This is a genomic window from Candidatus Sulfotelmatobacter sp. (assembly GCA_035504415.1).
Classification (GTDB): Bacteria; Vulcanimicrobiota; Vulcanimicrobiia; order Vulcanimicrobiales; family Vulcanimicrobiaceae; genus Vulcanimicrobium.
The window spans coordinates 334745-357759 of record DATJRY010000017.1 but is presented as its reverse complement, the minus strand read 5'-3'; the positions used below and the strand labels follow the sequence as shown (position 1 = coordinate 357759).

Annotated in this window: 16 protein-coding genes; 3 read left to right on the top strand and 13 right to left on the bottom strand. The window is 70.4% G+C overall.

From position 1 onward, the window contains the following. Window positions 1–170 precede the first annotated feature (170 nt). From VMD91_15430 to VMD91_15390, 9 genes are all read right to left on the bottom strand, one after another. The gene (locus VMD91_15430; GenBank protein HTW85460.1) at window positions 171–3257 is read right to left on the bottom strand and encodes a diguanylate cyclase; all 3087 of its coding nucleotides are present in this window, start codon (window positions 3255–3257) and stop codon (window positions 171–173) included. Between the two features lie 31 nt (window positions 3258–3288). Further along, window positions 3289–6093: a hypothetical protein gene (locus VMD91_15425; GenBank protein ID HTW85459.1), complete on the bottom strand. Its 2805-nt coding sequence runs from the start codon at window positions 6091–6093 to the stop codon at window positions 3289–3291. 67 nt (window positions 6094–6160) lie between these two features. Continuing rightward, window positions 6161–6547, bottom strand: a complete 387-nt coding sequence (locus VMD91_15420; protein ID HTW85458.1) for a DoxX family protein — start codon at window positions 6545–6547, stop codon at window positions 6161–6163. Window positions 6548–6554: 7 nt separating this feature from the next. Next, the gene (locus VMD91_15415; protein ID HTW85457.1) at window positions 6555–7154 is read right to left on the bottom strand and encodes a sterol desaturase family protein; all 600 of its coding nucleotides are present in this window, start codon (window positions 7152–7154) and stop codon (window positions 6555–6557) included. Next, complete coding sequence (locus VMD91_15410; GenBank protein HTW85456.1) at window positions 7154–8152, bottom strand: aldo/keto reductase; 999 nt, start codon at window positions 8150–8152, stop codon at window positions 7154–7156. The genes VMD91_15415 and VMD91_15410 overlap by 1 nt, the downstream gene beginning before the upstream one ends. Window positions 8153–8264: 112 nt before the next feature. Then, a complete protein-coding gene (locus tag VMD91_15405) occupies window positions 8265–10577 on the bottom strand; it encodes a TonB-dependent receptor (GenBank protein HTW85455.1) in 2313 nt (770 codons plus the stop codon). Between the two features lie 79 nt (window positions 10578–10656). Next, window positions 10657–11259 (bottom strand): hypothetical protein, encoded by a 603-nt coding sequence (locus VMD91_15400; GenBank protein ID HTW85454.1) that lies wholly within the window; start codon window positions 11257–11259, stop codon window positions 10657–10659. Between the two features lie 10 nt (window positions 11260–11269). Then, window positions 11270–11467 (bottom strand): hypothetical protein, encoded by a 198-nt coding sequence (locus VMD91_15395; protein ID HTW85453.1) that lies wholly within the window; start codon window positions 11465–11467, stop codon window positions 11270–11272. 27 nt (window positions 11468–11494) lie between these two features. Beyond that, window positions 11495–15604 (bottom strand): DEAD/DEAH box helicase, encoded by a 4110-nt coding sequence (locus tag VMD91_15390; GenBank protein HTW85452.1) that lies wholly within the window; start codon window positions 15602–15604, stop codon window positions 11495–11497. Window positions 15605–15781: 177 nt separating this feature from the next. On the opposite strand from VMD91_15390, the gene VMD91_15385 reads away from it, so the two are divergent. Continuing rightward, entirely contained in the window at window positions 15782–16081 is a 300-nt protein-coding gene (locus tag VMD91_15385) for a hypothetical protein (protein HTW85451.1), read from the top strand. A gap of 59 nt (window positions 16082–16140) precedes the next feature. On the opposite strand, the gene VMD91_15380 is transcribed toward VMD91_15385, so the two are convergent. Further along, window positions 16141–17313, bottom strand: coding sequence for a hypothetical protein (locus VMD91_15380; protein ID HTW85450.1), 1173 nt, complete (start codon window positions 17311–17313; stop codon window positions 16141–16143). 106 nt (window positions 17314–17419) lie between these two features. Here VMD91_15380 and VMD91_15375 point away from each other — a divergent pair, with 106 nt between their 5' ends. Next, window positions 17420–18412 (top strand): aldo/keto reductase, encoded by a 993-nt coding sequence (locus VMD91_15375; protein HTW85449.1) that lies wholly within the window; start codon window positions 17420–17422, stop codon window positions 18410–18412. 1 nt (window position 18413) lies between these two features. Continuing rightward, complete coding sequence (locus VMD91_15370; protein ID HTW85448.1) at window positions 18414–18824, top strand: DUF1648 domain-containing protein; 411 nt, start codon at window positions 18414–18416, stop codon at window positions 18822–18824. Here VMD91_15370 and VMD91_15365 read toward each other — a convergent pair. From VMD91_15365 to VMD91_15355, 3 genes are read right to left on the bottom strand one after another with little or no spacing between them, the layout of a single operon-like run. Next, window positions 18821–20647: an ABC-F family ATP-binding cassette domain-containing protein gene (locus VMD91_15365; protein ID HTW85447.1), complete on the bottom strand. Its 1827-nt coding sequence runs from the start codon at window positions 20645–20647 to the stop codon at window positions 18821–18823. The two genes, VMD91_15370 and VMD91_15365, sit on opposite strands and share 4 nt — an antisense overlap. After that, on the bottom strand, window positions 20647–21690 hold the full coding sequence (locus VMD91_15360; protein HTW85446.1) for a YCF48-related protein: 1044 nt from the start codon (window positions 21688–21690) through the stop codon (window positions 20647–20649). Before VMD91_15360 ends, VMD91_15365 begins: the two co-directional genes overlap by 1 nt. 46 nt (window positions 21691–21736) lie before the next feature. After that, the gene (locus VMD91_15355) at window positions 21737–22966 is read right to left on the bottom strand and encodes a cystathionine gamma-synthase (protein HTW85445.1); all 1230 of its coding nucleotides are present in this window, start codon (window positions 22964–22966) and stop codon (window positions 21737–21739) included. Window positions 22967–23015 lie beyond the last annotated feature (49 nt).

Sequence of the window (23015 nt, the reverse complement as noted above, 5' to 3'; positions counted from 1 at the left end):
GGCACGGCCGCGTGGTAGTGAACTCCCCCTCCGGTACGCCGGTTGTAGGGTGCGTCATGCTCGAAATCGCAATCGGAATCGGCGCCGCGGGCGTCGTCGCCGGCTTCGCGTGGGACTTCTTCCACCGCGAAGCGCCGGACCAGGACGTCTAGCGCCCACCGCCGGCTCCCCTAGCCGGCCAACCCCTCGGCGATGGCCTCGTCCTCGCCGTACTGACCGCCGATCGCGAGCTCGAACCGGTAGCCGTCCTCACCAAGCGTCTCGCACAGCCGCTGTGCCAGCCGCCGATAGGTGAGGTCTTCGCTCTGGTCGGCTTGCCGCGGCGCGTGGACGATCCCCGCCCGCGTCGCGCAGAAGCCCAGCAAGCGCGCGGCGCGGCCCGGATCGTACCGCCCGGCCGCGATGATCGCCAGCGCCTGGACCGACCAGGTCAGGTGCTCGGGATCGCGCGCCTCGCGGGCCCGTTGCAGCGCCCGCTCGGCCATCCGGCGCGCCAGCTCCCAATCGCCCTGCGCGGCGGCGTAGAGGGCGAGGTTCGAGGACGCGTTCATGTCGAGCGCGGTCGAACCGGTCTGCTCGGCGGCGCGCAGCGCTTCGCGGCCTAGCGTCAGCGCGCGCGCCTCGTCGCCGGCCGAGAACTCCATCTCGCTCAGCCACGTCAGCGCCGAACCGACCATCCGCATGTTGCCGAGCCGCTCGAGCAAGACGATCGCCTCCTCGAGCGCGGCCCGCTTGGCGGGAAAATCGGCGATGTCGATGGTCAGCCCGCGCGTGCGCAGCGAGACCGCCAGCTGATACGGATCGCCCAGCTTGCGCGCCAGCGCGATCGACTCTTGCGCGTACGCGTCGGCCAGCTCGCGCTCGGCCCGAAAGTACCAGCCGATGATCTGCGCCAGCATGCGCGTCGCCTCGGCCAGCAGGGCGTCGTCGCCCAGCTCGCGGCAGATCGCGACCGCACGTTCGAGCGAGGCGCGAATCGTGGTCGCCGGACGGTCGCGCCGGCCGGAGTGCAGCGCCATCAGCAGCTGCGCTTGCAGCGCCGGCTCGCCCTCGCCGAGCGCGACCAACGCGCGCTCGTACCATTGCGCGCCCTCGGCGGGCGCGACGTCGTCGAAGAACGAGCGCAGCGCGGTCGCGATCTGCGCGCCCAGGACCGGCTCGTTGCCCTCGCCGAGCGACCACTCCAGCGCCTCGCGGTAGTTGTCCAGGTCGGGACGCCGCGCGGCGATCCACGCGTCGGCCGGCGTCGTCCGATAGATCGCCGCCCCCGCGCGCGCGACGTCGAGCACCGCGTTCGCATGGCGCCGCGCGGTCTGGTCGCGCTCGCCCGAGGCCAGCAGCTGCTCGCGCGCGTACTCGCGCGTCGACTCGAGCAGCCGGTAGCGCCGCTGCGCCAGGCCGATGTCTTCGACCAGCGACTTGCGCACCAGCGCGGTCAGCGTGTCGGCGACGTCGTCTTCGCACACCGCGCAGGCGGCTTCGAGGTCGAACCCGCCGGCGAAGACCGACAGCCGTCGCAGCACCGCCGCCTCGGCCGGCGCGAGCAGATCGTAGCTCCAATCGAACAGCGCGCGCACCGTCTGGTGGCGCGGCAGCGCGCTGCGGTCGCCGCCGGTCAGGAACCGGAAGCGCGCGCGCAGCCGCTCGGCCATCGCGGCCAGGCCCAGCACGCCGACCTGCGAGGCCGCCAGCTCGATCGCCAGCGCGATCCCGTCGAGCCGGCGGCAGATGTCCTCGACCAGCGCGTCGTCGCCGGCGCTCAGCGTGAAGCTCGGCGTGGCCGCGCGCGCGCGATCGACGAACAGCTCGGCGGCATCGTGCGCGTCGAGGGGCGGCAGACGGTAGAGGGTCTCGCCCGCGATCCCGAGCGGCTCGCGGCTGGTGGCCAGGATCGCGATCTCCGGCCGCCCGCGCAGCAGCGCCGCGGCGGCGTCGGCGGCCGCACCGATGAGGTGCTCGCAGTTGTCGAGCACCAGCAGCGCGCGCCGCCCGGCCAGCGCCTCGACCAGCGTCGGGATCGCGCTCGGATCGGGCGCCAGCGGAATGCCGAAGACCTCACCGATCGTCGTGCCGACCAGTGCCGGATCGGCCAGCGGCGCCAGGTCGACGAACCACGCGCCGTCGGTGAACCGCTCTGCCAGCTCGGTCGCGGCGTGGAGCGCGACGCGCGTCTTGCCCGTCCCGCCCGCGCCGACGACGGTCACCAGTCGGCGGTCTTCGACCAGCGTGCGCACCGCCGCGATCTCGCTGCGCCGGCCGATCATCCGCGTCAGCTCGATCGGCAGGTTGTTGGGGACGGCGGTGCGCTCGCGCCGCGCGCCGGCGGCGTCGGAGACGTAGGTACCGGCGACGACGCGGTCGCGGCCGCCGCGCTTCGCGCGATAGAGCGCTTCGTCGGCGCGGCGCAAGAGCTGCTCGGCCCCGATCGAGCTGTCCGGGACGATCGAAGCGACCCCGATGCTGGCCGACACGCGGCCCAGCGACGAGCCGGCGTGGACCAGCGTGAGACTCGCCAGTTCGGTGCGCAAGCGTTCGCCGAGCGCGATCCCGCCTTTGAGATCCGTGTCCGGCAAGAGCGCGACGAACTCTTCGCCGCCGTATCGCGCGGCCAGATCGGCCGGCCGCTGCACGCACGCCCCGAGCCGCCCGCCGACCTGGCGCAAGCACAGATCCCCGGCGGCGTGGCCGTAGGTGTCGTTGTAGGCCTTGAAGTGGTCGAGGTCGGCGATCAGCACCGTCAGCGGCGAGCGCTCGCGCAGCGCGCGCGTCCACTCGAGTGCCAGCGCTTCGTCGAAACGGCGCCGGTTGGCGAGCCCCGTCAGCGCGTCGGTGAAGGCCAGCTCGGCGTAGCGCCGCGTGTTGCGCAGCGTCCCCTCGTGGTGCAGCCGCGCCCCGACGAACAGCGCGCACGAGTCGAGCAGCGAGACCAGCACCGGATTCGCCGGGTCGCGGACGCCCTCGAAACGCAGCGTCCCCAGTGTCTGCATGGCGAAGCGGATCGGGACGACCAGGGCCCCGGGATCGGCCGGCTCGTCGGGCGTCGAGTCGTGCACGACCCGTTCGTCGTCGCCGTCGGACAGAATGACGACGACGCGCCGGGCGTCAGCCAAGAGTGCCAGCGGCACGGCGCAGCGCGACCACAACTCGTCGAGCGGTACGTCGGCGGCCAGGACGTGCGCGACGGTACGAGTCAGATACGCGCGGCGCGACGACTCGGAGTGCGACCCGTCCGGCCCTGACTCCGTGGCCGGTCCCATGCGCACGACTTCGACGCGGACCGGTCAGGTCTTACTGTCGTGCGGTGGCGTTGGCGATCTTGATCTTCCAACCGGCGAGCGGCGTACCCTCGAGCGTGCCGAGCGACGCGACGAGCGCGCGCAGCCGCGTTGCCGCCGGACCGTCGCCGGCCGTGCGCTGGTGGAGGAAGTCGGGTTGCCACGACTGGTACCACAGCGTCGCGTGCACGCGCAGCGTCGTCGGATCGACGCCGCTTGGGAGCGCGATGCGATACACGGTCTGCGCGCTGCCCGAGCCGTCGGCGTAGCGCGGATCGTCGCCCACGCCGACCGGCCGCGTCGCGTTGAGCCAGTGTGCGGGCAGCACGACGCCCGGCGGTCCGTCGCGGCGCCAGCCCTGCGGCAGGAGCCGGTTGTCCTTGACGGTGTGGTCGCGCATCACGAAGCTGTCGGTGAACTGGCCCGCTTTGTTCGCGACCAGCTCCTCGAAGATCTGGACCTGGTCGGGCCGCGTGATCGGATGCCGCGCGTCGTAGTGCGGCTGATACGCTTGCTTCCCGTCGGGCAGACGGGTGAAGAACTCGCTGGGCAGCGGCTTGCCGCCGTCGACGATGACGCCGTGGTCGTCGCTGTGACCCGACTCGAATACCGGCGTGCCGTCGGGCTTGGTGACGTCGAGCTCGATGAAGGCGCGACGGAAGCCGACGCCGCTGGGGAAGCGGTGGCCGGTCAGGTTCTCGACGTCGACCGTCGCGACCAGCGTCCCGCCCTCCGTGCGCGAGCTGACGCGCAGCCGCGCGGTCGACTCGGTGGCCTGGCGCATAACGTTGGCGATCGCGTCGGGGAGATCGTTGATCGAGCCCGACATGTAGTCGCCCAGCCGCACGCCCAGCACGTTCGGATCGGTACGGAACGTCTGCAACAGGAACGCGTTGAGGCCGAGCAGCTCGTGGCGCCGGAAGTCCTGCCGGCGATAGCTGACGGTGATGTCCGAGAGCGGCGCGTGATGCTCCGCCTGCGGGTAGGTCTGATCCTCGACCAGCGCGATGCGGGTCTGAATGGCCGGATCGTCGACGTGCAGCCGCGCGTTGGCGACCGACGGCGGCATGTGACAGTCTTGGCACGATTTGGCGCCGGCGAGCGGCTTGTACTCGGTCTGGAACCGGCTGTTGACCCACTCGACGTAGGTGTTCTGCTCGACGTCGTGCTCCATCGCCGGGACGATCGGATGGATCTTCGGCGGCGCGTCGATGACCGGCAAATTGATGCTATGGCAGCTGGTGCACAGCCGCGCGGACTTGGTGAGGGGGTCGTACTCCGGCGTGACGTCGATGGCGTTCTTCATCGGCGCGGTGGCCAGTCCGTCGTTCGAGAACGGTCCGTGGTACTTGTCGGGCGGGCCGACCGAGAACAGCCCGGTCGAGCGCGTCTCGAGCACGTACGCCAACGAGGCTTTCTCGCGCGGCGTCTGGGTGATGCGATGACAGACCGCGCAGCTGATGCCGTCGCGCGCGAGGCCGCCGTAGTGGAAGTCGGGCGAGGACGGATCGGCCCGGAACACCCATGCCTCGTTGAAGTGCGCGTCCGGGCCGTGGAGCGCATCGAGCGTGCGCTTTCCCATCACGCCGTGACAGCGCATGCAGGTGTCGACGACTTGCTGCTGCAGGATCGCACGGGTGCGGGCCGGATCGTCGCCGGCGATCTCCTTGCTCGGGATCGCGGCGATCAAGGCCTTCTCGCTCTCGAGCTGCGCGAAGAACACCGGATCGCGTCCGGCCAGCCCCATCGGCGACCAGCGCCATTCGCCGTACTCGGAGACGTTGACGCCGATCGGTCCCGCGTTCGCCGCGGGGGCCGGCGTGGGCGGCGCGAACGGCGGCGGCGTCAGCCACATCAGCGGGCCGGACGGCGCACCGGACGCCGCGCTGTGACAGCCCATGCACTGGTCGGAGGTGATGAACGGATGCGGGCCGTGGATGGTCGCGACGACGGTGTCGAGCGGCTCGGCCGGGAACGTCTGCACCGGCTCGGGCGTCTGCTCGGCCTCGATCGCGCGCGCCACGCGCAGCGAGGGCGCCGCGTTCTTCTCGTGCTCGCGCTCGAGGCTCGTCGGCTGCGGGGTGGGCGCCTGCGCGAGCGTGGGCGGCGGCGTACGCCAACTGTCGTCGACGTAGAACGTGATCGGATCGCCGGGGAAGCCCTTGATGTTCTCGGTCGCGGCGAAGGTCGAGAGCTTGTCGGCCGAACCGTGGCAGCGCAGACAGTATAGGCCGAAGCCGGCGTTCTGGTACGCCGTCTTGGAAGGCGGGTTGGAGAACATCGTCGTCCACACCTCGCCCCAGAACCAGCCGTCGCGTGAGGCGCCTTTGCGGCGGATTATGAAGGTCCAGTCGGTCGGCTTGAGCGCGCGCTCGGGCAATCCCACGTAGCGCGCCGCCGGCGTGGGGCTGTACTGTTCCTTGATGATGACCGCGCCGTCCGCGATCTCGCCGCGGCGGCCGTTGCGCAGCCACGCCATGACCTCGGGCGAATAGTAGATGCGCACCGCCGGATGCGTGCCGAAGTACTGTCCGTGGACGTAGGGGCCGGTGTCGCGCACCGACTTGTCGACGCACCAGCCCAGCTCGCGGTACTTGTAGCTGCCCAAATAGGCGAGGATGTGCTGTTCGAGCGCGACCGGATCGCCGGGCGGGACGTCCTTGGGGAGGGTCAGCGCGGCCGGCACGGCTTGCTCGTGCGGGCATGGCATCGGGTCCGCCGGGAGCGGAACCGCCGCGGTCGCCGCGACGTGCGGCAGCTGCGCGGCGAGAACGAACGCCGCCGCGACCACGCCGAGACCGAGCACCACCGAACGCATCCCGCTACCTCCGGCGACGAGCAGGTGTGAGGCTGCTTGCGACGCCGGCGGACGGGACTCCTCGGCGTCAGTGCATCAGGACGTAGTCGCCGCCGTTGGTGAAGAGAATGACGAGCAACGTCGAGACGAAGGTGAGGTCGTAGTACCAGCCTTCACCGCCGTCCTTGCCCCAGAAGCCCGTCTTCCAGACGACGACTTTCTTTTGGATCGCGCCGGCCATGATCGCGAGCAGCCCGAGCACGGCGAGCTGCTGCAGGACGCCCAGGATGATGCCGGCGCCGCCGGCGATCTCCGCGACCGAGAGAAAGATCGTGAAGCCCTGCGACTGGCCGATGCTCTTGGCGCGCGCGGCGGGGTCCTTGAGATCCTTGAGGCCGCTGCCGGCGTAGACCACGCCCACCATGATGCGCATGAGCAGCAGCCCGAGGCTGGTGAACTGTTCGAGATGGAACATCAGCGCTCTACTCCTTCGGGAACAAAACGCGCGTCGTCCCCGACTTGTCGACCTCGGTCACGTCGCGATACGTGAGGCCGAGAACGTCGGTGCTCGGGTTGGTCACGCCGAACCACAGGTGTTCGTTCTTGTAGTGGTGCCAGAGGTGGTACTTCTTGATCCAGCGGCCGTAGCCGGTGACCGGCTGGAACGGGATGTGCGCGACGTAGTGGACCCACTCGTAGTAGAACAGCCCCGCCAGGCTGCCGAACAGCAGTGAGAGCGTCCAGCCCGCATCGCGAGTGATCGCCGCGTAGATGCCCGCCGTCAGGAGCGTCACCGGGACGACGAACCACGGCGGCAGGAAGAGCAGGTCGAGCTGCGTCGGCGCGACGTGATGATCGTAGTGCAAGCGGTGTTGGAGCTTGAGCACGGTGGGATTCTTCATCGGCGGCGCATGCAAGAGGAAACGGTGCGTCGTGTACTCGGAACCGAAGAACACGAGCGCGCCGATGACCGCACCGAGCCAGTGGAACGGCGCGACACCGATCGCCAGCACGATCGCGACGACCGCGATCAGCGCCAGCAGCAACGTGTTGCTGCCGTGGCGCAGAAACGTCCATCCCATCAGCGTTCCTCCTCGGGCCGCCGGCGCGGCAGGGCGTACCACGCCTGGTCGCAAGCGCGCCGGTCGGCGTCGTCGAGCTCGATCGCCAGCGCGCCCAACGAGTCGCGCAGCTGATCGGCCCGGCTGGCGCCGACGATCGCCGCGGTGACGCCCGGCTGTTCGAGCGCCCAGCGCAGCGCGACGTGAGTGATCGACTTCCCGCGCGAGGCGACGTCGGCGGCCAGCTTCTGTACGACGTCGAGCTGCGCGTCTTGCCAGTAACGGGCCTGGTAGAGCTGCGCCGCGCTGCCGAGCGTGAAGCGCGTCCCCTCCTGCGGGCGTTCGCCGGGCTTGTACTTTCCGGTCAGCACGCCGCCGGCCAGCGGGTTGAAGACGACCGCGCCGACGCCGTTGGCTTGCGCCGCCGGCAGCAGCTCCGCCTCGATGTTCCGATACAGCAGATTGTAGCGCGGCTGGACCGCGTCGAAGCGCACCGTCCGGTTCGCGTCGGCGGTCCACAGCGCTTGCATCATCTGCCAGGCCGCGATGTTGCTGCACCCGGCGTAGCGGATCTTGCCCGCACGGCGCAGATCGTCGAACGCCCCGAGCGTCTCGTCGATCGGCGTCTGCGTGTCCCAGCGGTGGATGTAGTAGAGATCGATGAAGTCGGTCTTCAGCCGCCGCAACGACTGCTCGCAGGCGTCGATGACGTGCCGGCGCGAGTTGCCCTCGTCGTTCGGTCCCGGCCCGACCGGATTGTAGACCTTGGTCGCCACCACGAAGCGCGCGCGCTTGCCGGCCAGCCAGTCGCCGACGATCTCCTCGGTGCGCCCGACCGTCTCGAGCGTCCCGCCCACCGGGTACACGTCGGCGACGTCGAAGAAATCGACGCCCGCCTCGGCCGCGACGTCCATGATCCGGAACGCTTCGTCCCGGTCCGTCTGGAGCCCGAAGGTCATCGTCCCCAGGCAGATCTCGGAGATCTTCAGCCCCGTCCGCCCCAGCCGCACCGTCCGCATCGCCGCACTGGCTTCTCGCCGATACCGGCCGGCCCTCCGCTCAGCGCGACCTCGATGTCGGCGGTCCACTGCGGCACGTCGTGACTGTACGCGATCGGCGCACGATTCGCCCTCAGAGCGGCAGCGCGTAGCTCAGCCGTACGATGCGCCGTTCGGTCGGATGGAAATGATAGTCGTTGACGCCCTGGCCACCCAGCAGCGGATTGATCGCGGGATCCTTCGCGTAGGCGGGGTTCAGCGCGTCCTGGGGGACCCAGGATTGATAGTAGTATTCGACGTCGTCTGCCTGCGTGTTGTCGAACAGGTTGAGGACGTCGAGCGTGAGCCGGCGCCCGCGCGGGAGCTTACGGGTCAGCTGCAGGTTGACGATGTTCGAGGGCGTGGAGAACGCGTCGCCCGCCTGGTCCAGCGCGCGCGGGCCGAAATAGCGGTAGCGCAGGGAGGCCGCGAAGGCCGGTCGGTCGAGCGTGATCCCCGCCGACGTCACCGCGTTGAGCGACTCGGGAACGTAGGTTCCCTGGCCGTTGAAGTTAGACGTGAAGCGCGCCGTCGAGGTCGCGACGTCCAGGTCGAGCGTCAGCCAATGGTCGGGCGTGTAGAAGTTGGCGAACTCGAGACCGCGCCGGATCGTCGGTCCGGCCGGGGCCGTCGTACCGTTGTCGCCGTCGAAGACCAGCTCCGAGTTCATGTGCAGCTGCCAGGCCGAGACCGTGCTGGTCAGCAATCCGTTCGAGTAGCGGTAGCCGACCTCGGACCCCTGCGCGCGGTTGAGCGGCGAGTACTTCGTGACCGGATCGCCGCTCGGGTCGATGTCGGCGTGCGTCTGCGGGTCGAGCGTCTGCGTCGTCTCGCGGCCGTCGTTCGAATGGAAGCCGTCGCCCGCGTCGACGTAGAGCTCCTGGTGCCGATCGAACGCATACGCGGCCATCAGTTTCGGGCTCACCAGCGCGGCGTGGACCAGTCCCGAGTTCCCCGGCAGGTACGCCTGGACGTCGATCCGGTACGCGTCCTCGCGCACGCCGCCGATCAAGCGCAGCCTCGGCCCGATGCGGTACTGCGACTGCAGCCATAGGAACTGGTCGAACTCCGCGACGTGATCGTCGCTCAGGGTGCCCTCGGGGTACCGCAGGCGATCGCTGGTGAGGAAGAGTCCGACGACCGGGATGTTATCGTTGCGAAAGCCGGTGCCGATCGTCGTCTCGAACAGCCGGCTCGTATACGTGCGCTTCGCCGTCAGGCCGGTGACGAACCGTTGGTCGAGCTGCTCGCGCTGATCGCCGCAGGCGTAGGTGAACGGCGCGGGCGAGACCGATCCCGCCACCGTCGCGCCGCCGGTCGGCGTATCGTTCGCCGGGCAGTACGAGACGTAGCTGCCGACGTGGTTCGCGCCCGGCTTGCAGGTCGTGTAGAGCGGGTTGCAGGTGACCGGATTCGCCGTGACGTTGTAGTAGTCGGTCGCGTCGTCGAGATCGTAGGTGAAATCGGAGAACAGGTCGAGGCCGTAGAGCTCACCGAACGCGCTGACCTGGGAGACGCCCTCGGCGTCGGCGTGGACCCACTTGCCGTCCAGCACGTATCGATCGGTCGTGCCGCCGTCGCTCGGGTCGAACGCCGAATAGCGGTTCAGCACGCCCGCGTCGACGAGTCGCTGCGGGATCTGATCGGTCGAGTCGAACGCACCATGGTATGCCATCGCGTCGACGTCGACGTAGCTGTTCGCCGTTTGCCGGCTCCAGCGCAGCACGCCGTTGAACTTCTCGTACTCGTCGGGACTGATGAACGTCCCGTTGTCGCGATCGTACTCGAACGCGCCCAGCAGGTTGCCGCCGCCCGCCGAACGCGAGCCCGCGACCAGGTAGCGATCGTATCCGTAGTCACCGATCGCGAACTCCTCGATCGGGGCGATGGTGTCGCGATAGGTGAGATCGTACGAACCGGCCGTCGCGAAATCGCCCTCGTCGGCGTAGTACGGGCCCTTCTCGAAGCTGACGTACTGGACCAGCTCGGGGATCAACCAGTTGATGTCGGAATAGCCTTGCCCGTGCGCATGGGTCGGCATGTTGACCGGGACGTCGTCGACGGTGCCTTCGAGATCGGTGCCGTGGTCGAGCTGAAATCCGCGCAAGTAGTACTGGTTGGCTTTCCCCTCGCCGCTGTGCTGGCTGATGACCAGGCCGGGAATCTGCTCGAGCAGCTCGCCGGGCCGCAAGAGCGGACGCGTCGCGATCTGCTCGGCGCCGATCGTCCCAGCCGAGGCCGAGTCGGCCGTGCCGACCAGGTTCGTCGAACGGCTCGCCGTCGCGGTCGTCCCGATCGTCGAGAGCGTCGCACGCGGCGAGGGCGACGGCGATGCCGCCGCGTTCGGAGCCGGCGTAACGGCGGCAACGGCAAATGTCGCCGAGGTCAGCAAGAGCACGACCAGCACGTGCCCATGGTACGCGTAAACGGCCTACTCGAGCCGTCTACAACGAAGTCATTTCGGGCCCCGGTCGTCTACACCGTAGTCAAGAACCCCACGAGCGCGCGATCGCGTAGCGCCGAGCGTTGCCGTCGTAGCGCGAGAAGCGCGAGAGGACGAAGCTGTGCTGCGCGACGTCGTCGACCAGCAGCGCGCGCCCGAGCACGGTGTCGTCGTCGCCGCTCGGCAGCACGGCGTTCGCGCCGGTGTGCTCCTCGAACGTGACGACCTCGGTCGTGCCGATCTCGAACAGCGGATCACCGCTGGTCGCGGTGCAGTGACAGAGCGCGAGCCGCATCGATTCCGCCTTGTCCTCGCGCGCCAAGTGCAGGTGGTGCTGATCCCACGCGCTCTGCAGCGCACGGAACGCGTCGTGTCCGGCCAGCCACAGGAAGGCGACCACGCGATGACCGTCGCGCGAGGCCATGACGAACGCCGACGGCACCGGCCGCTCGCGTGCGAACTGCTCGATCATCGTCTCGACCGAGGACAGCACGGCCGGTTCGCGACCGGCTTTCGCGTCGAAGACGCCGACCGCGATCCACGCGCTCGACGCCTCGATGTCGACGTCCAAGCCGCCCGGACGATGGTCGACGGTCGTGTGCGGACGCACGTGCGTCGTGGCCGTCCCTTGGTGAAAGCGCGACATCCCCGTCTCCTCAGTGCCGATGGTGTTCGGGCGCGACGTACTCGAGCGCCTCGCGCGCGTAGCGGTGCCGGCGCGGCCCCGATCCGCCGGTGTGCAGGAACTCGACCTCGACCTGCGCGTCGGGGTGCACGGCGGTGACCCGTGCCTCGGCATCCTCGTCGATGACGCGCACGTGGTCACCGAGTCGCAGGACGTGAGAATCGCTCATGGCCTTGTCACCTCGCCGGCGGGCGTCTTACGAGATGGCGACGAGCTTCTTCGGCCGCGCCGGAGCTCCCGGTAGCAGGGCCGCGGCGTGTTGGAGGGGATCGTAGGCGCTGACCGCGACGACCTCGCCGCCGTCGCCGGCCCGGCGTGCCGCGCGCAGCGCGTCGAGCGCCTCCGGGAGCGCGTACTGCTCGCCGACGTAGCCGGCGACGAAGCGCCCGCCGCGGATCTCGCCGCGCGACTCCATTCGGCGCAGCGCGCCGAGCAGCTCGCGCCACGACGGCGCCAGCGTCTCGCGCGCGACGACGTCGCGGAAGACGACGCCCCAGCGCGCCAACAGCCGGCGCGCGAACGCTTCGGCGTCGATGGCCGGCGTGGGCGCGTTGAGCGGCGTCCAACGCCCGCTCGACGAGCGCGGTCGCGCGCGATGCCCTTTCTCGCCCAGGCGGCGCTTGGCGTCGATCAGCGAGCGCAGCGCGTCGAAGCCGTCGGCCGTCACCAAACCGGCGGCCACCAATTGCCAGAGCGCCTCTTCCACCTCTGCCGGGAGACGCTTCGTGCCGCGCACGACGTCGGTGAAGAACGGGGCGCCGCGGCGCACGATCTCCTCGAGCACCTCGCGTGCCGCCGGCGTGAGGCCGGCGGTATCCTCGGCGTCGCGATGAACGATCAGCGCCTCGGCGTCCTCGCGCGGGAAGAGCGCGATCGGCGCCAGCTTCGTCGGCCGAATCTTGCGCGCACGCTCGTCGTCCTCGCTGCGCAGCGTCGGGTGCGGCGCGAGCCGGCCCCACATCAAATCACCGCTGTAGCACAGGCGGTCGAGATATTCGCGCTTGTAACCGTTGACGCGCGCCGGCAAGATCGACGCTTCCCACGCCGCGGCCGGGATCTCGTAGCCGGCCAGCTGCCGGATGACCTGCATCGTGCCGTCGAGCCCGTGCAGCCGCGTGCCCGGCGCGACGTGCTGCCAGCGGTACAGGAAGCGGACGTACTCCGCGGTCGTGACCGGCTCGATCTCGCGCCGCAGCTTGCCCAGCGTGAGGTGATGGATGCGCGCCAGCACACGGCGATTGCACCACTCTTCGTCGCTGCCGCCGCGGAAGCGGCCGCGCAGCACTTGCCCGTCGACTTCGAGCCGCACCAGCGCGACCTCGATCGTGGCGGTGTCGACCGCGAAGCGCGCCGCCAGCTCGGCGACGGTCGCCGGGCCGCTCGACTCGAGCCAGCCGCGCAGAATCTCGGCGAACGCGTCCTCGCGCCGCTCCGGCAACGCCGGGGTCGGCACGGCCGCGATCTCCGGCGCGAGCGTCGCATCGGGATACGCCAGGCGCGCGAGCTCCAGCCGTTCGGCGCACGTCCACAGCGCGGTGCCGCCGGCGGTCGTCAGCGTCGTCGCGCGCCGCTGCGCGACCAGCTCGTCGTACCAGTCGCGCCAACCCGCGAGCGGCGCGACCACGACCAGCGTCGCGAGCGCGTCGTGCAGCTCGTCGGCGTCGCGCACCAGCGGCCACGCCGACTCGGCGACTTCGGCGATCGCGGCCGGATCGAGGATGCCGCTGCCGTCGAGGTCGGTGCGAATCGTGCGGCGCAGCGTGACGGCGCGCGTGCGGCGCTCTTCGAGCGGCGCGTCGTCGAGGTAGGCGTAGGGGTTCGCGCTGAGGATCTCGTGACAGAACGGCGAGGGCTCGGGCGTGTCGACCGCGACCGTGCGCAGCTCGCCGGCCTCGACGCGCCGGAGGATCGCCGTGAGGCCCTCGAGGTCCATCGCTTCGTGCAGGCAGTTCGTCATCGTCTCGTTGACGAGCACGTGATCGGGGATGCGCATCGGTCCGGTGATGTTCTCTTGGCAAGCCGCGGCATCGGGGAAGCAGGCGGCGAGCAGATCGTCCGAACGCATCCGCTGCAGCTGCGGCGGCACTTTTCGTCCGCCCATCCAACGCAGCACCGCCAGCGCCCGGGTGGCGTTCCAACGCCAGCGCGCGCCGAACATCGGCGCCGTCAACAGCGCTTGGCGCAGGGTCTCCTCGACGCTGGCCGATTTGACGTACTCCCAGACGACGTCGAGCGGGAAGGCGTGCTGATCGGTGAGCGAGAGCACCAGGCCGTTGTCGGTCGCGGCCGCCTGCAGCTCGAGGTTGAACGAGCGGCAGAACTTCTTGCGCAGCGCCAAGCCCCACGCGCGGTTGATGCGCGCGCCGAACGGCGTGTGCAGGATCAGCTGCATCCCGCCGCCTTCGTCGAAGAAGCGTTCCGCGACCAGCGTCGTGTCGGTCGGGACGACGCCGAGGATCGCTTTCCCCGCGCGCACGTAGGTGACGGCCTGCTCCGCGGCGGCACGGTCCATGGCGCACTCCTGTTGCAGCCACGCCACGGCGTCGGCGTCGTTGCGCTCGTCGATCGCGCGCCGCACCTGCGAGACTTCGAACGAGAGCTCGACGGTCCGGCCGCGGCCTTCGCCGTTCCAGAACGGGATCGAGGGCGGCGCGCCGTGCGCGTCGACCACGCGCACGACGCCGTTCTCGACCCGCCGGATCTGCCACGACGTCGTGCCCAGCAAGAACACGTCGCCGGCCATGCTCTCGACCGCGAAGTCCTCGTCGAGCGTGCCGACCAGCTGGCCGTCGGGCTCGGCGATGACGTTGAAGTTCGCCGTCTCCGGGATCGCGCCGCCGGACGTGATGGCCGCGATGCGCGCGCCGCGCCGGCCGCGCAGGCGCCCGTTGACGCGATCGTAATGCAAGTAGGTGCCGCTGCGGCCGCGCGAGCTGGCGATGCCGTCGGCCAGCATGGCGACGACGTCGTCGAACGCCTTGCGCTCGAGGGCGCGGTACGGATAGGCGCCGCGCACGAGCGCGAAAAGGGCGTCGGTACTCCACTCCTCGGCCGCGCAGGCGGCGACGATCTGCTGCGCGAGGATGTCGAGGGGCGCCGGCGGGATCGTCAGCGCGTCCATCGCGCCGGTGCGCATCGCGCGCACCAGCGCCGCGCACTCGAGCAGCTCGTCGCGCGTCGTCGCGACCAGCCGGCCTTCGGGCCGCGCGCCGATCCAGTGGCCGGAGCGGCCGATGCGCTGCAGCGCGGTCGCGATCGCGCGCGGCGAGCCCAGCTGCACGACCAGATCGATCGCGCCGACGTCGATGCCCAGCTCGAGCGACGCGGTCGCGACGACCGCGCGCAGCTCGCCGGCCTTGAGCTTCTGCTCCGCTTCGAAGCGTTTCTCGCGCGAGAGGCTGCCGTGGTGCGGCAGCACGACGCCTTCGCCGAGCCGTTCGGTCAGCGCGAAGGCGACCCGTTCGCTGGCGCGCCGGGTGGCGACGAAGATCAGCGTCGTGCGGTGCTCGCCGATCCACTGCGCGATCGTGTCGTACAGCTCGGCCCACATCTCGCCGCTGGCGACCGGACCCAGCTCGTCGCTCTGCGGAACGTCGACGGTCAGCGTCATCGGGCGCCGGTCGCCGACGTTGACCACCCGCGCCGCGGGGCTCAGGAAGCGCGCGACTTCCTCTAATGGGCGGACCGTCGCGGAGAGGCCGATGCGCTGCGGCTTCTTCCCGCCGGCGCCGGTGACCAGAGCGTCGAGGCGGGCCAGCGTCAGCGCCAGGTGCGAGCCGCGCTTGTCGGCCGCCAGGGCGTGGATCTCGTCGACGACGACGGTCCGCACGTTGCGCAGCACCGCGCGCGACTTCTCGGCCGTCATGAGGATGAACAGCGACTCGGGCGTGGTGACCAGGATGTGCGGCGGTTTGCGCAGCATCCGGGCGCGCTCGACCGTCTGCGTGTCGCCCGTGCGGACGGCGGTTCGGATGGCGGTCAACGGCAGCCCGCGGGCGGCGCCGCGCGCCTGCAGCTCGGCCAGCGGCGTCTCGAGGTTGATGCGAACGTCGTTGGTCAGCGCCTTCAGCGGCGAGACGTAGACCGCGACGACCTCGTCGGGCAGCGTGCCGTCAGCCGCCTCGCGCACCAGGCTGTCGAGGCAGAGGGTGAAGGCGGCCAGCGTCTTGCCGGAGCCGGTCGGCGCGGAGATGAGCACGTCCTCGCCTGCCCGGATGAGCGGCCAACCGTGAATTTGCGGCTCGGTCGGCTGCCCGAATCGCTCCTCGAACCACTCCCCGACCAGCGGGTGAAACTCGCCCAACATCTGCCTTTCCTCGAACACCGGTTCGAGAGATGGATTTGCGCCCCCGCCGCGAAATCGAGCTTCGTCGCCTCCCCGAGGCGACCGGACGTTTCCGACAGCGGGTGTGGGCGGGACGAACGGAGACCGTTTTTACGTGTGCTGTCGGAGTCCGTGCATCGTGTGACGGAGGGCTCCCTCATGGCAACCGCGACCACCGACCTCAAAGAGCTCGGTCTCGACCTGGCAGCGTCCGGCGTGACGCTCTACTCGCCGAACTACTCGCCCGGCATTTCGCTCTTCACGTTCCCGCAAACCGGCAGCGTGCAGCTGGTGTACGGCGTCGGCAATCCCGCCCCGACCAGCGTCGTCATCTACCATCAAGGCGGCGGGCAGACCAACGTGCCACCCGGCTCGGGCCAGTACAACGTCGGCTACGGCGACGTGCTGTACATCTTCGGCAACAACGCCAGCGCGAAGATCCAGTACATCTACAACTGACCGCGAGCGCACGACGGCGGACGGAGCGTTCCGTTCGCCGTCGTGCCGCGACGCCGGAGCTACGGGTAGGTCGTGTTCCCGGCCAGGATCACGTTGGAGCGCATGTACCAGCCGGCCTCGGCGTCGTACCACGGCCACGAATAGCCGCTCGTGCCGTACGTGCTCTGCACCTTCTGCTCGTAGACGCCGGCGCGCGCCGTGTCGCCCATGCGGGCGGCGGCATCGAACACGATTGCCCACGGAAACTGATCGGGGAAGCCGAAGTCGTCCCAGCCCGGGAACGCCGCGTTGAACTTCGCGTAGACGGACGTCGCTTGGGGCGAGGTCGGCGCGACGACGCCGTTGACGACCGGATAGAGCTGCGCGGTCGCGTCCGGGTACCAATTCGACAGGTTGGCGGCGGGCGCCGAACCGTCGGCGAACTCCGCCGGCGCATAATCGCCCGCGCCGGCATTCCACAAGTCGGCGGCGATCCCGGCGGCGACCCGATTGGCCACGCCTTGCCAGTACGCTGCACCGGTCGGGTCGTCGAACGCGGTCCCGAACAGATACGCGAGATCGCTGACGCCGCGATAGACCTCGCTATTGTCCATCAAATAGCGCACCGCGTAGTCGGGCTTGGCGATCGTCAGGCCGTCGGATTGCTGCGTGGCGACGATCACCCCGCCGATCGCCGTCAGCTGCGTCTGGATGCTCTTCACGTACGCTTGCGCCGAGGCGTTGCCGGTGTCGTAGTACGCGCGCGCGAGCGTCAGGAACGTCGCCGCGTAGGAGTCGGTCGAATCGCAGTTCCCCGTCGACGTCTCGGTTCCGGACGCGCTGACGGCATAGTCGTAGATCGTGCCGGTGAGTCCCCACTGGTCGGGGCTGTTGAGGTGTCGCAGATACCAGGCCATCCAGCCCTGCACCGCGCTCAGATGCGACTTCGTCTTGGCCAGCCCGATGGCGGCACCGTTCGCGAAGTACGGTTCGATCTCGGTGCTGCTGTAGATGATCGCGCCGTCCGCAAGCACGTCGTCGGCAACGAGCGCCGCGGCGTCGGTCGACTCGTCCACCGCGTACGCCGTCGTCTGCGACGTGGGGGCCGGCGCCGCGGTCGCCAGGCTGGGGCCGACCGTGGCCACGGCGTGCGGCACGCTGCCGCCGCCGCCACATCCGGCGACGCACGCCGCGAGCCCGAAGCACACGAGCAACAGACCCGTCCGAGAGGACGAGCCGGCAACAGCGATCATTCTGTAGGGGTTGTCGGCGAAACGGGCGCGTCAGCGCACGGCTTTGTACGATTTCTAATCCGGCAGCCGCGGAAGTGGGGACGCCCCGAGCGCCGAACCGGCTCGCATGGACTACACGTCGCTCGGAACGAACGGCCCGCTGGTCTCGGTCGTGGGGCTCGGCTGCATGGCGATGTCGGGGATGTACGGGCCGGCCGACCGCGCGGAGAGCATCGCGACGATCCACGCCGCGCTCGACGCCGGCGTCACCCTGCTCGATACGGGCGACTTCTACGGGATGGGGCACAACGAGCTGCTGATCGGCGAGGCGCTGCGCGGACGCAAGCGCGAGAGCGCCGTCATCAGCGTGAAGTTCGGCGCGCTGCGAGACCCGGCCAACGGTTGGCACGGATACGACTCCCGTCCGGCCGCGGTCAAGAACTTCCTGGCGTATACGCTGCGGCGGCTGGACGTGGACTACATCGACGTCTACCGGCCGGCGCGCGTCGATCCCAACGTGCCGATCGAAGAGACGGTCGGCGCGATCGCCGAGATGATCCAGGCCGGCTACGTCCGCGCGATCGGCCTCTCCGAAGCCGGCGTCGACACGATCCGCCGCGCCGCGGCGACGCATCCGATCTGCGACCTGCAGATCGAGTACTCGCTCATCTCGCGCGGCATCGAAGACGCCATCTTGCCCACCTGCCGCAGCTTGGGGATCGACATCACCGCCTACGGCGTCCTCTCGCGCGGGCTCATCAGCGGCCACTGGACGAAGGACGCCGCCCGGCCCGGCGACTTCCGCGCGCACAGCCCGCGCTTCCAGGGCGAGAACGCGGACAGGAACCTCGCGCTGGTCGACGCGCTGCGCGCGATCGCGAACGCCAAGGGCGTCACGGTCACGCAGATCGCCATCGCCTGGGTGATGACGCAGGGCGAAGACATCATCCCGCTGATCGGCGCGCGCCGCCGCGACCAGCTCACCGAATCGCTCGGCGCGCTCGACGTGCTGCTTTCACCCGACGATCTCGCCGCCATCGAGCGCGCGGTCCCCAAAGGCGCCGCCGCCGGCGAACGCTACGTCCCCGCGCAGATGGCGATGCTCGACAGCGAGCGCTGAGATGCTGATCGGGATCGGAATCGGCGCCGGCCTCGTGATGATCCTCGCCTCGATCGTCGAAACGGCGGCGCGGTACGGCAGCTTGCCGGACCGCGTCCCGATCCACGTGGGCCTGAACGGCGTGCCGGACAGGTATGGCCCGCGAGCGGCGATTTGGACGCTCGTCGCGGTGGAGCTGGGCACCGCGGGACTCTTCCTCGTCGTCGGGTGGCTTCTGGCGACGCAGGCGGCGCCAGGCCGCGGCCACGGCGCCGGCTTCCCCATCTTCGCTTTCGCCGTTCTCGCGCTGCTCTGGCGCACCCAGCGACTCGTGCTGGAGGCCGCGCGGACGGGGAAAGCGGACGTGCGACCGTTTTGGCTCTTTTTCGTCGTCGCGTTCGGGGTCGGAACCTGGGCGATGGTCGCCCTCTAACTCGACGTCAGGGTGAATCCTTCGAGCGCTTCGACGGCCAGTTCCCAGGCTTCCATCGCCGCGCCGCTCTCGGCGTTGACGCGGTCCATCTCGCGCTGCAGGCGCACGACGGCTTCCGGCGCGTCGTAGAGGTCGGGCGCGGCGAAGCGCGCTTCGAGCTGCGCGCGCTCTTTGTCGAGCTTGGCGACGCGGTTCTCGGCGTCGGCGACGGCGCGTTTGCGACGGCCCAGCTCGAGCTTCGCCTCGTGCGCGGCTTGACGATCGAGCTGCACCGGCGACGGCGCGGCCTTGCGCACCTCGCGATCGCGCGCGGGGGCCTCGGCGCGCTCGTGCTCGCGGCGCTCGTAGGCCTCGTAGTCGCCGTCGATGACGTGCGCGTTGCCGTCGCGGATCGCGATCACCCGCTGCGCGAGCCGCTTGAGCAGATAGCGGTCGTGGGAGACGACGAACAGCGCGCCGTCGTACTCGGCGAGGACGTCTTCGAGCGCCTCGCGGCTGGGGATGTCGAGATCGTTGGTCGGCTCGTCGAGGAACAGGCAGTCCGCGCGCTGTGCCATCAAGCGCGCCAGCATGATGCGCCGGCGCTCGCCGCCCGAGAACGCCTCGACCGGCTTGTCGCCGGAGTCGCCGCCCAGGTTGAGCCGGCCGAGCAGTCCACGCGCCTGCTCGTCGGTGACGCCCATCTGCATCACCGCTTCCGACGCGCTCACGCCGCCGGGAAGATCGTCGGCGGCGCTCTGCGAGTAGCTGGCGGTGCGCAGCCCGGTGCCGTACTTCACGCTGCCGCGGTCGGGCTGCAGCTCGCCTTGCACGATCCGCAGGAAGGTCGACTTTCCGGCGCCGTTGGGCCCGACGATGGCGATCCGCTCGCCGCGCGCGAAGCGCGCGGTGACGTTGGCGAAGAGCTGGTGATCGTAGGCTTTCGTCAGGCCGGTGACTTCGAGCGCGAAGCCGCTCGTCGCGCGGCGCGCGGCGGTCAGCGCGACGGCGATCGCGCGGCGTTCGGCGCGCGGCGCCTCGGCCGCGTCGAGCTTCGCGAACGCCTTCTCGCGACTGCGCACGCCGCTGTAATTGTGCGAGCCGTGCGTGCGCAGCTCGGCGATGACCGCCTGCTGGCGCGTGCGCTCGTCGAGATAGGCGGCGTAGTCGCGCGCCTGTTGCTCGCGCCGCGCCGCGCGTTCGGCGACGTACATGCTGTACGCGCTGCCGGGCTTCACCTCGTAGGTCGCCAGCTCGCCGCGGTCGAGCTCCCAGACGCGGTTGGCCACGCGCTCGAGGAAGTAGCGGTCGTGCGAGACGATCAGGTACGCGCGCGGGTCGCGGGCCACGAACGTCTCGAGCCAGCGCACCGTGTCGAGGTCGAGGTGGTTGGTCGGCTCGTCGAGCACCAGCCAGTCGGGACTCTCGAGCAGCGTGCGCGCCAGCAGCGCGCGCGTCCGCTGGCCGCCGGAGAACTCGCGCAGAGGCCGGTCCAGGTCGCTCTCCGCGAAGTCGAAGCGCCCGAGCGTCGCGCGCATCTCCCAGTCCTGGGCCGCGCCGCGCGCTTGCGCTTCTTCGAACGCCGCGCGCAGCGTCGGCGGACCGCTCTCGGCGGCGTCTTGCGCGAGATACCCCAGCCGCGTCTCGCGCGCGCGCACGATCGCGCCGCCGTCGGGCTCGTCGCGGCCGACGAGGATGCGCACCAGCGACGACTTGCCGGCGCCGTTGGGCCCGACCAAACCGATCTTGTCGCCCTCCCGCACGACCCCGTCGAGGCCGTCGAAGACGTCGTGCGCGCCGTAGTGGCGCGTGACCCCGGTGAAGCGCAGCAGCTCGCCGGCCATCAGCGCAGCGCGTCCGGCGCGAGCTTGGCGATGCGGCCGCCCGGGCCGACGACCCACGGCAGGCCCAGCGCGTTCCAGGTGCCCTCGTCCAAGGGCTGCCACGTGCGCCCGTCGTCGCGGCTGAGGTCGGAGCCGTTGGTCCCGGCCGCGATCCAGACGCCGCTGCGTGCCGCCCACGCGACGGTCGAGCGATAGCCGTGCGGCGGCGCGGCCGCCGCCGTCCACTGCGCGCCGTCGGCGCTCCAGGCCGCCGTGCCGGCACGCACGCCCGGTTGTTCGTAGTCGCCGCCGACCGCCAGCAGCACGGGGTGCGCGCCGTCCGTGCGCGCGGCGAGTGCGAACACGCCGGCCGCCTCACCGTCGCGCGCGAGCGGCAGCTCGGCATGCGTCCATCGGTCCGCACCGGGTCGCCGGACGTACGCGCGCGCGCCACCGGTCCCGAACAGCAGCGTCCCGTCGCGCAGCGCGAGCAGCGAGGAGTTGCTGGCCGCGAACGCACCGGTCGCGACGCCGTCCGTTTCGAGGCCGCGCGTCTGCAGCCGCGACCAGGTGTGCCCGCCGTCGGTGGTGTGCAGCACGACGAAGCGACCCGCGAGCGGATCGCCGAGCACGTAACCCTCGCCGCGCGACCGAAACACGAGCGCGTCCCAGAAGCCGGCCGGATCGGCGTTCGTCGCCAGCAACGTCCACGACGTACCGCCGTCGCTCGTCGCGTAGAGCCGGGACGCGGCGCCCGGCCCGCTCGACATCACGATCGCGTCGTTCGCATCCCAGGCCCACACCCCGCGGAAATCGAGCTTCTCCCCGCCGGGCGGTGCGGCGCACACCTGCCAACGTGCACCGCCGTCCGTCGTTCGGAGCACCGTCCCGCCCGTTCCGCTCGCCCAGGCGACCTCGTCGTCGACGGCATGAATGCCCCGCAGCCCGGCGGTCGTTCCGCTTTGCTGCAGCGACCAGGGCACGTTCTGCGGGGCGGCGGGCGGAGCGGCGATGAGGAGCACCTCGAGCACGACGAGGGGTGCGGCGCGGAGGGCCCAACGCATGAAGCCCACGGGTTCGACCGCCGGCCGGTGCGCGCCCTCGCGGCCCTCAGACGAGGGCCGCTTGCGCCAACGGCGCCGTCTGCACGAAGGCCTCGCTCAGATCGGCGATCAGGTCCTCGACGTCCTCGAGGCCGACCGAGAGGCGCAACAAGTCGTCGGTGATGCCGAGCTGCGCCTTGCGTTCGGGCGGCACCGTCTTGTGCGTCATCGCGGCCGGTACGCAGATCAGCGACTCGACGCCGCCCAGCGAGACGGCGAGGTTGAACAGCCGGGTCGTGCTCGCCAACGCCGCCGCGCGTTCGGCGCCGCCGCGAACGCGAAACGAGACGACGCCGCCGAAGCCGCGCTGCTGCCGCTTCGCCAGCTCGTGGTCGGGGTGTGATTCCAGGCCCGGATAGAACACCGTCGCGACGTCGTCGCGCTGCGCTTCCAGCCACTGCGCGAGCGCGAGCGCGTTGCGCTCGTGCTGGCGCATCCGCACCGCCAGCGTCTTGGCGCCGCGCAGCGTCAAGTACGCGTCCTGCGGTCCCGGCACCGCACCGACGGCGTTCTGGTGAAAACCGATCCGTTCCGCGAGCGCGTCGTCGCTGGTGACGACCGCGCCGCCGACGACGTCGCTGTGGCCGTTGACGTACTTCGTCGTCGAGTGCACCACCAGGTCGGCGCCCAGCTCGAGCGGCCGCTGACAGTACGGCGAGCAGAACGTGTTGTCCACCGCCAGCACGAGCCCCGGTCGCTTCAATGCCGCGAGCGCGCGCAGATCGGCGATCCGCAGCAGCGGGTTGGTCGGCGTCTCGATCCACAGCATGCGCGTCGTCGGCCGCAGCGCGGCGCGCACCGCTTCGACGTCGGTCGTGTCGGCGAAGGTCGTCTCGACGCCCCACCGCGCCAGCTCGTCGACGAACAGCCGGTACGTTCCGCCGTACAGGTCGCTGGTCGCGACGACGTGGTCGCCCGCGCGCACGATCGCGCAGGCGCCGAAGACCGCCGCCATCCCCGAGGCGAAGGCGAACCCGAAGCGCGCGCCTTCGAGATCCGCCAGCTGCCGTTCGAGCGCGAGTCGGGTCGGGTTGCCGGTGCGCGAGTAGTCGTAGCCGCGGTCGACGCCCACCGCGTCCTGCGTGAACGTCGCCGTCTGGTAGATCGGGACGATGGTCGAGCCGGTGGTCGGATCGGGATCCTGGCCGGCGCGAATCGCGCGGGTCGCGAAGCCGTCGCCGGCGCGACGGCGGGTGCTGGTGTCGGGGGTAGAGTGGCCGGCGGTCGGGGTCGGCATGAGAGGCACTCCGTGGCGGTGGGTGAGGAAGGCACGCGGGGAAACGAAA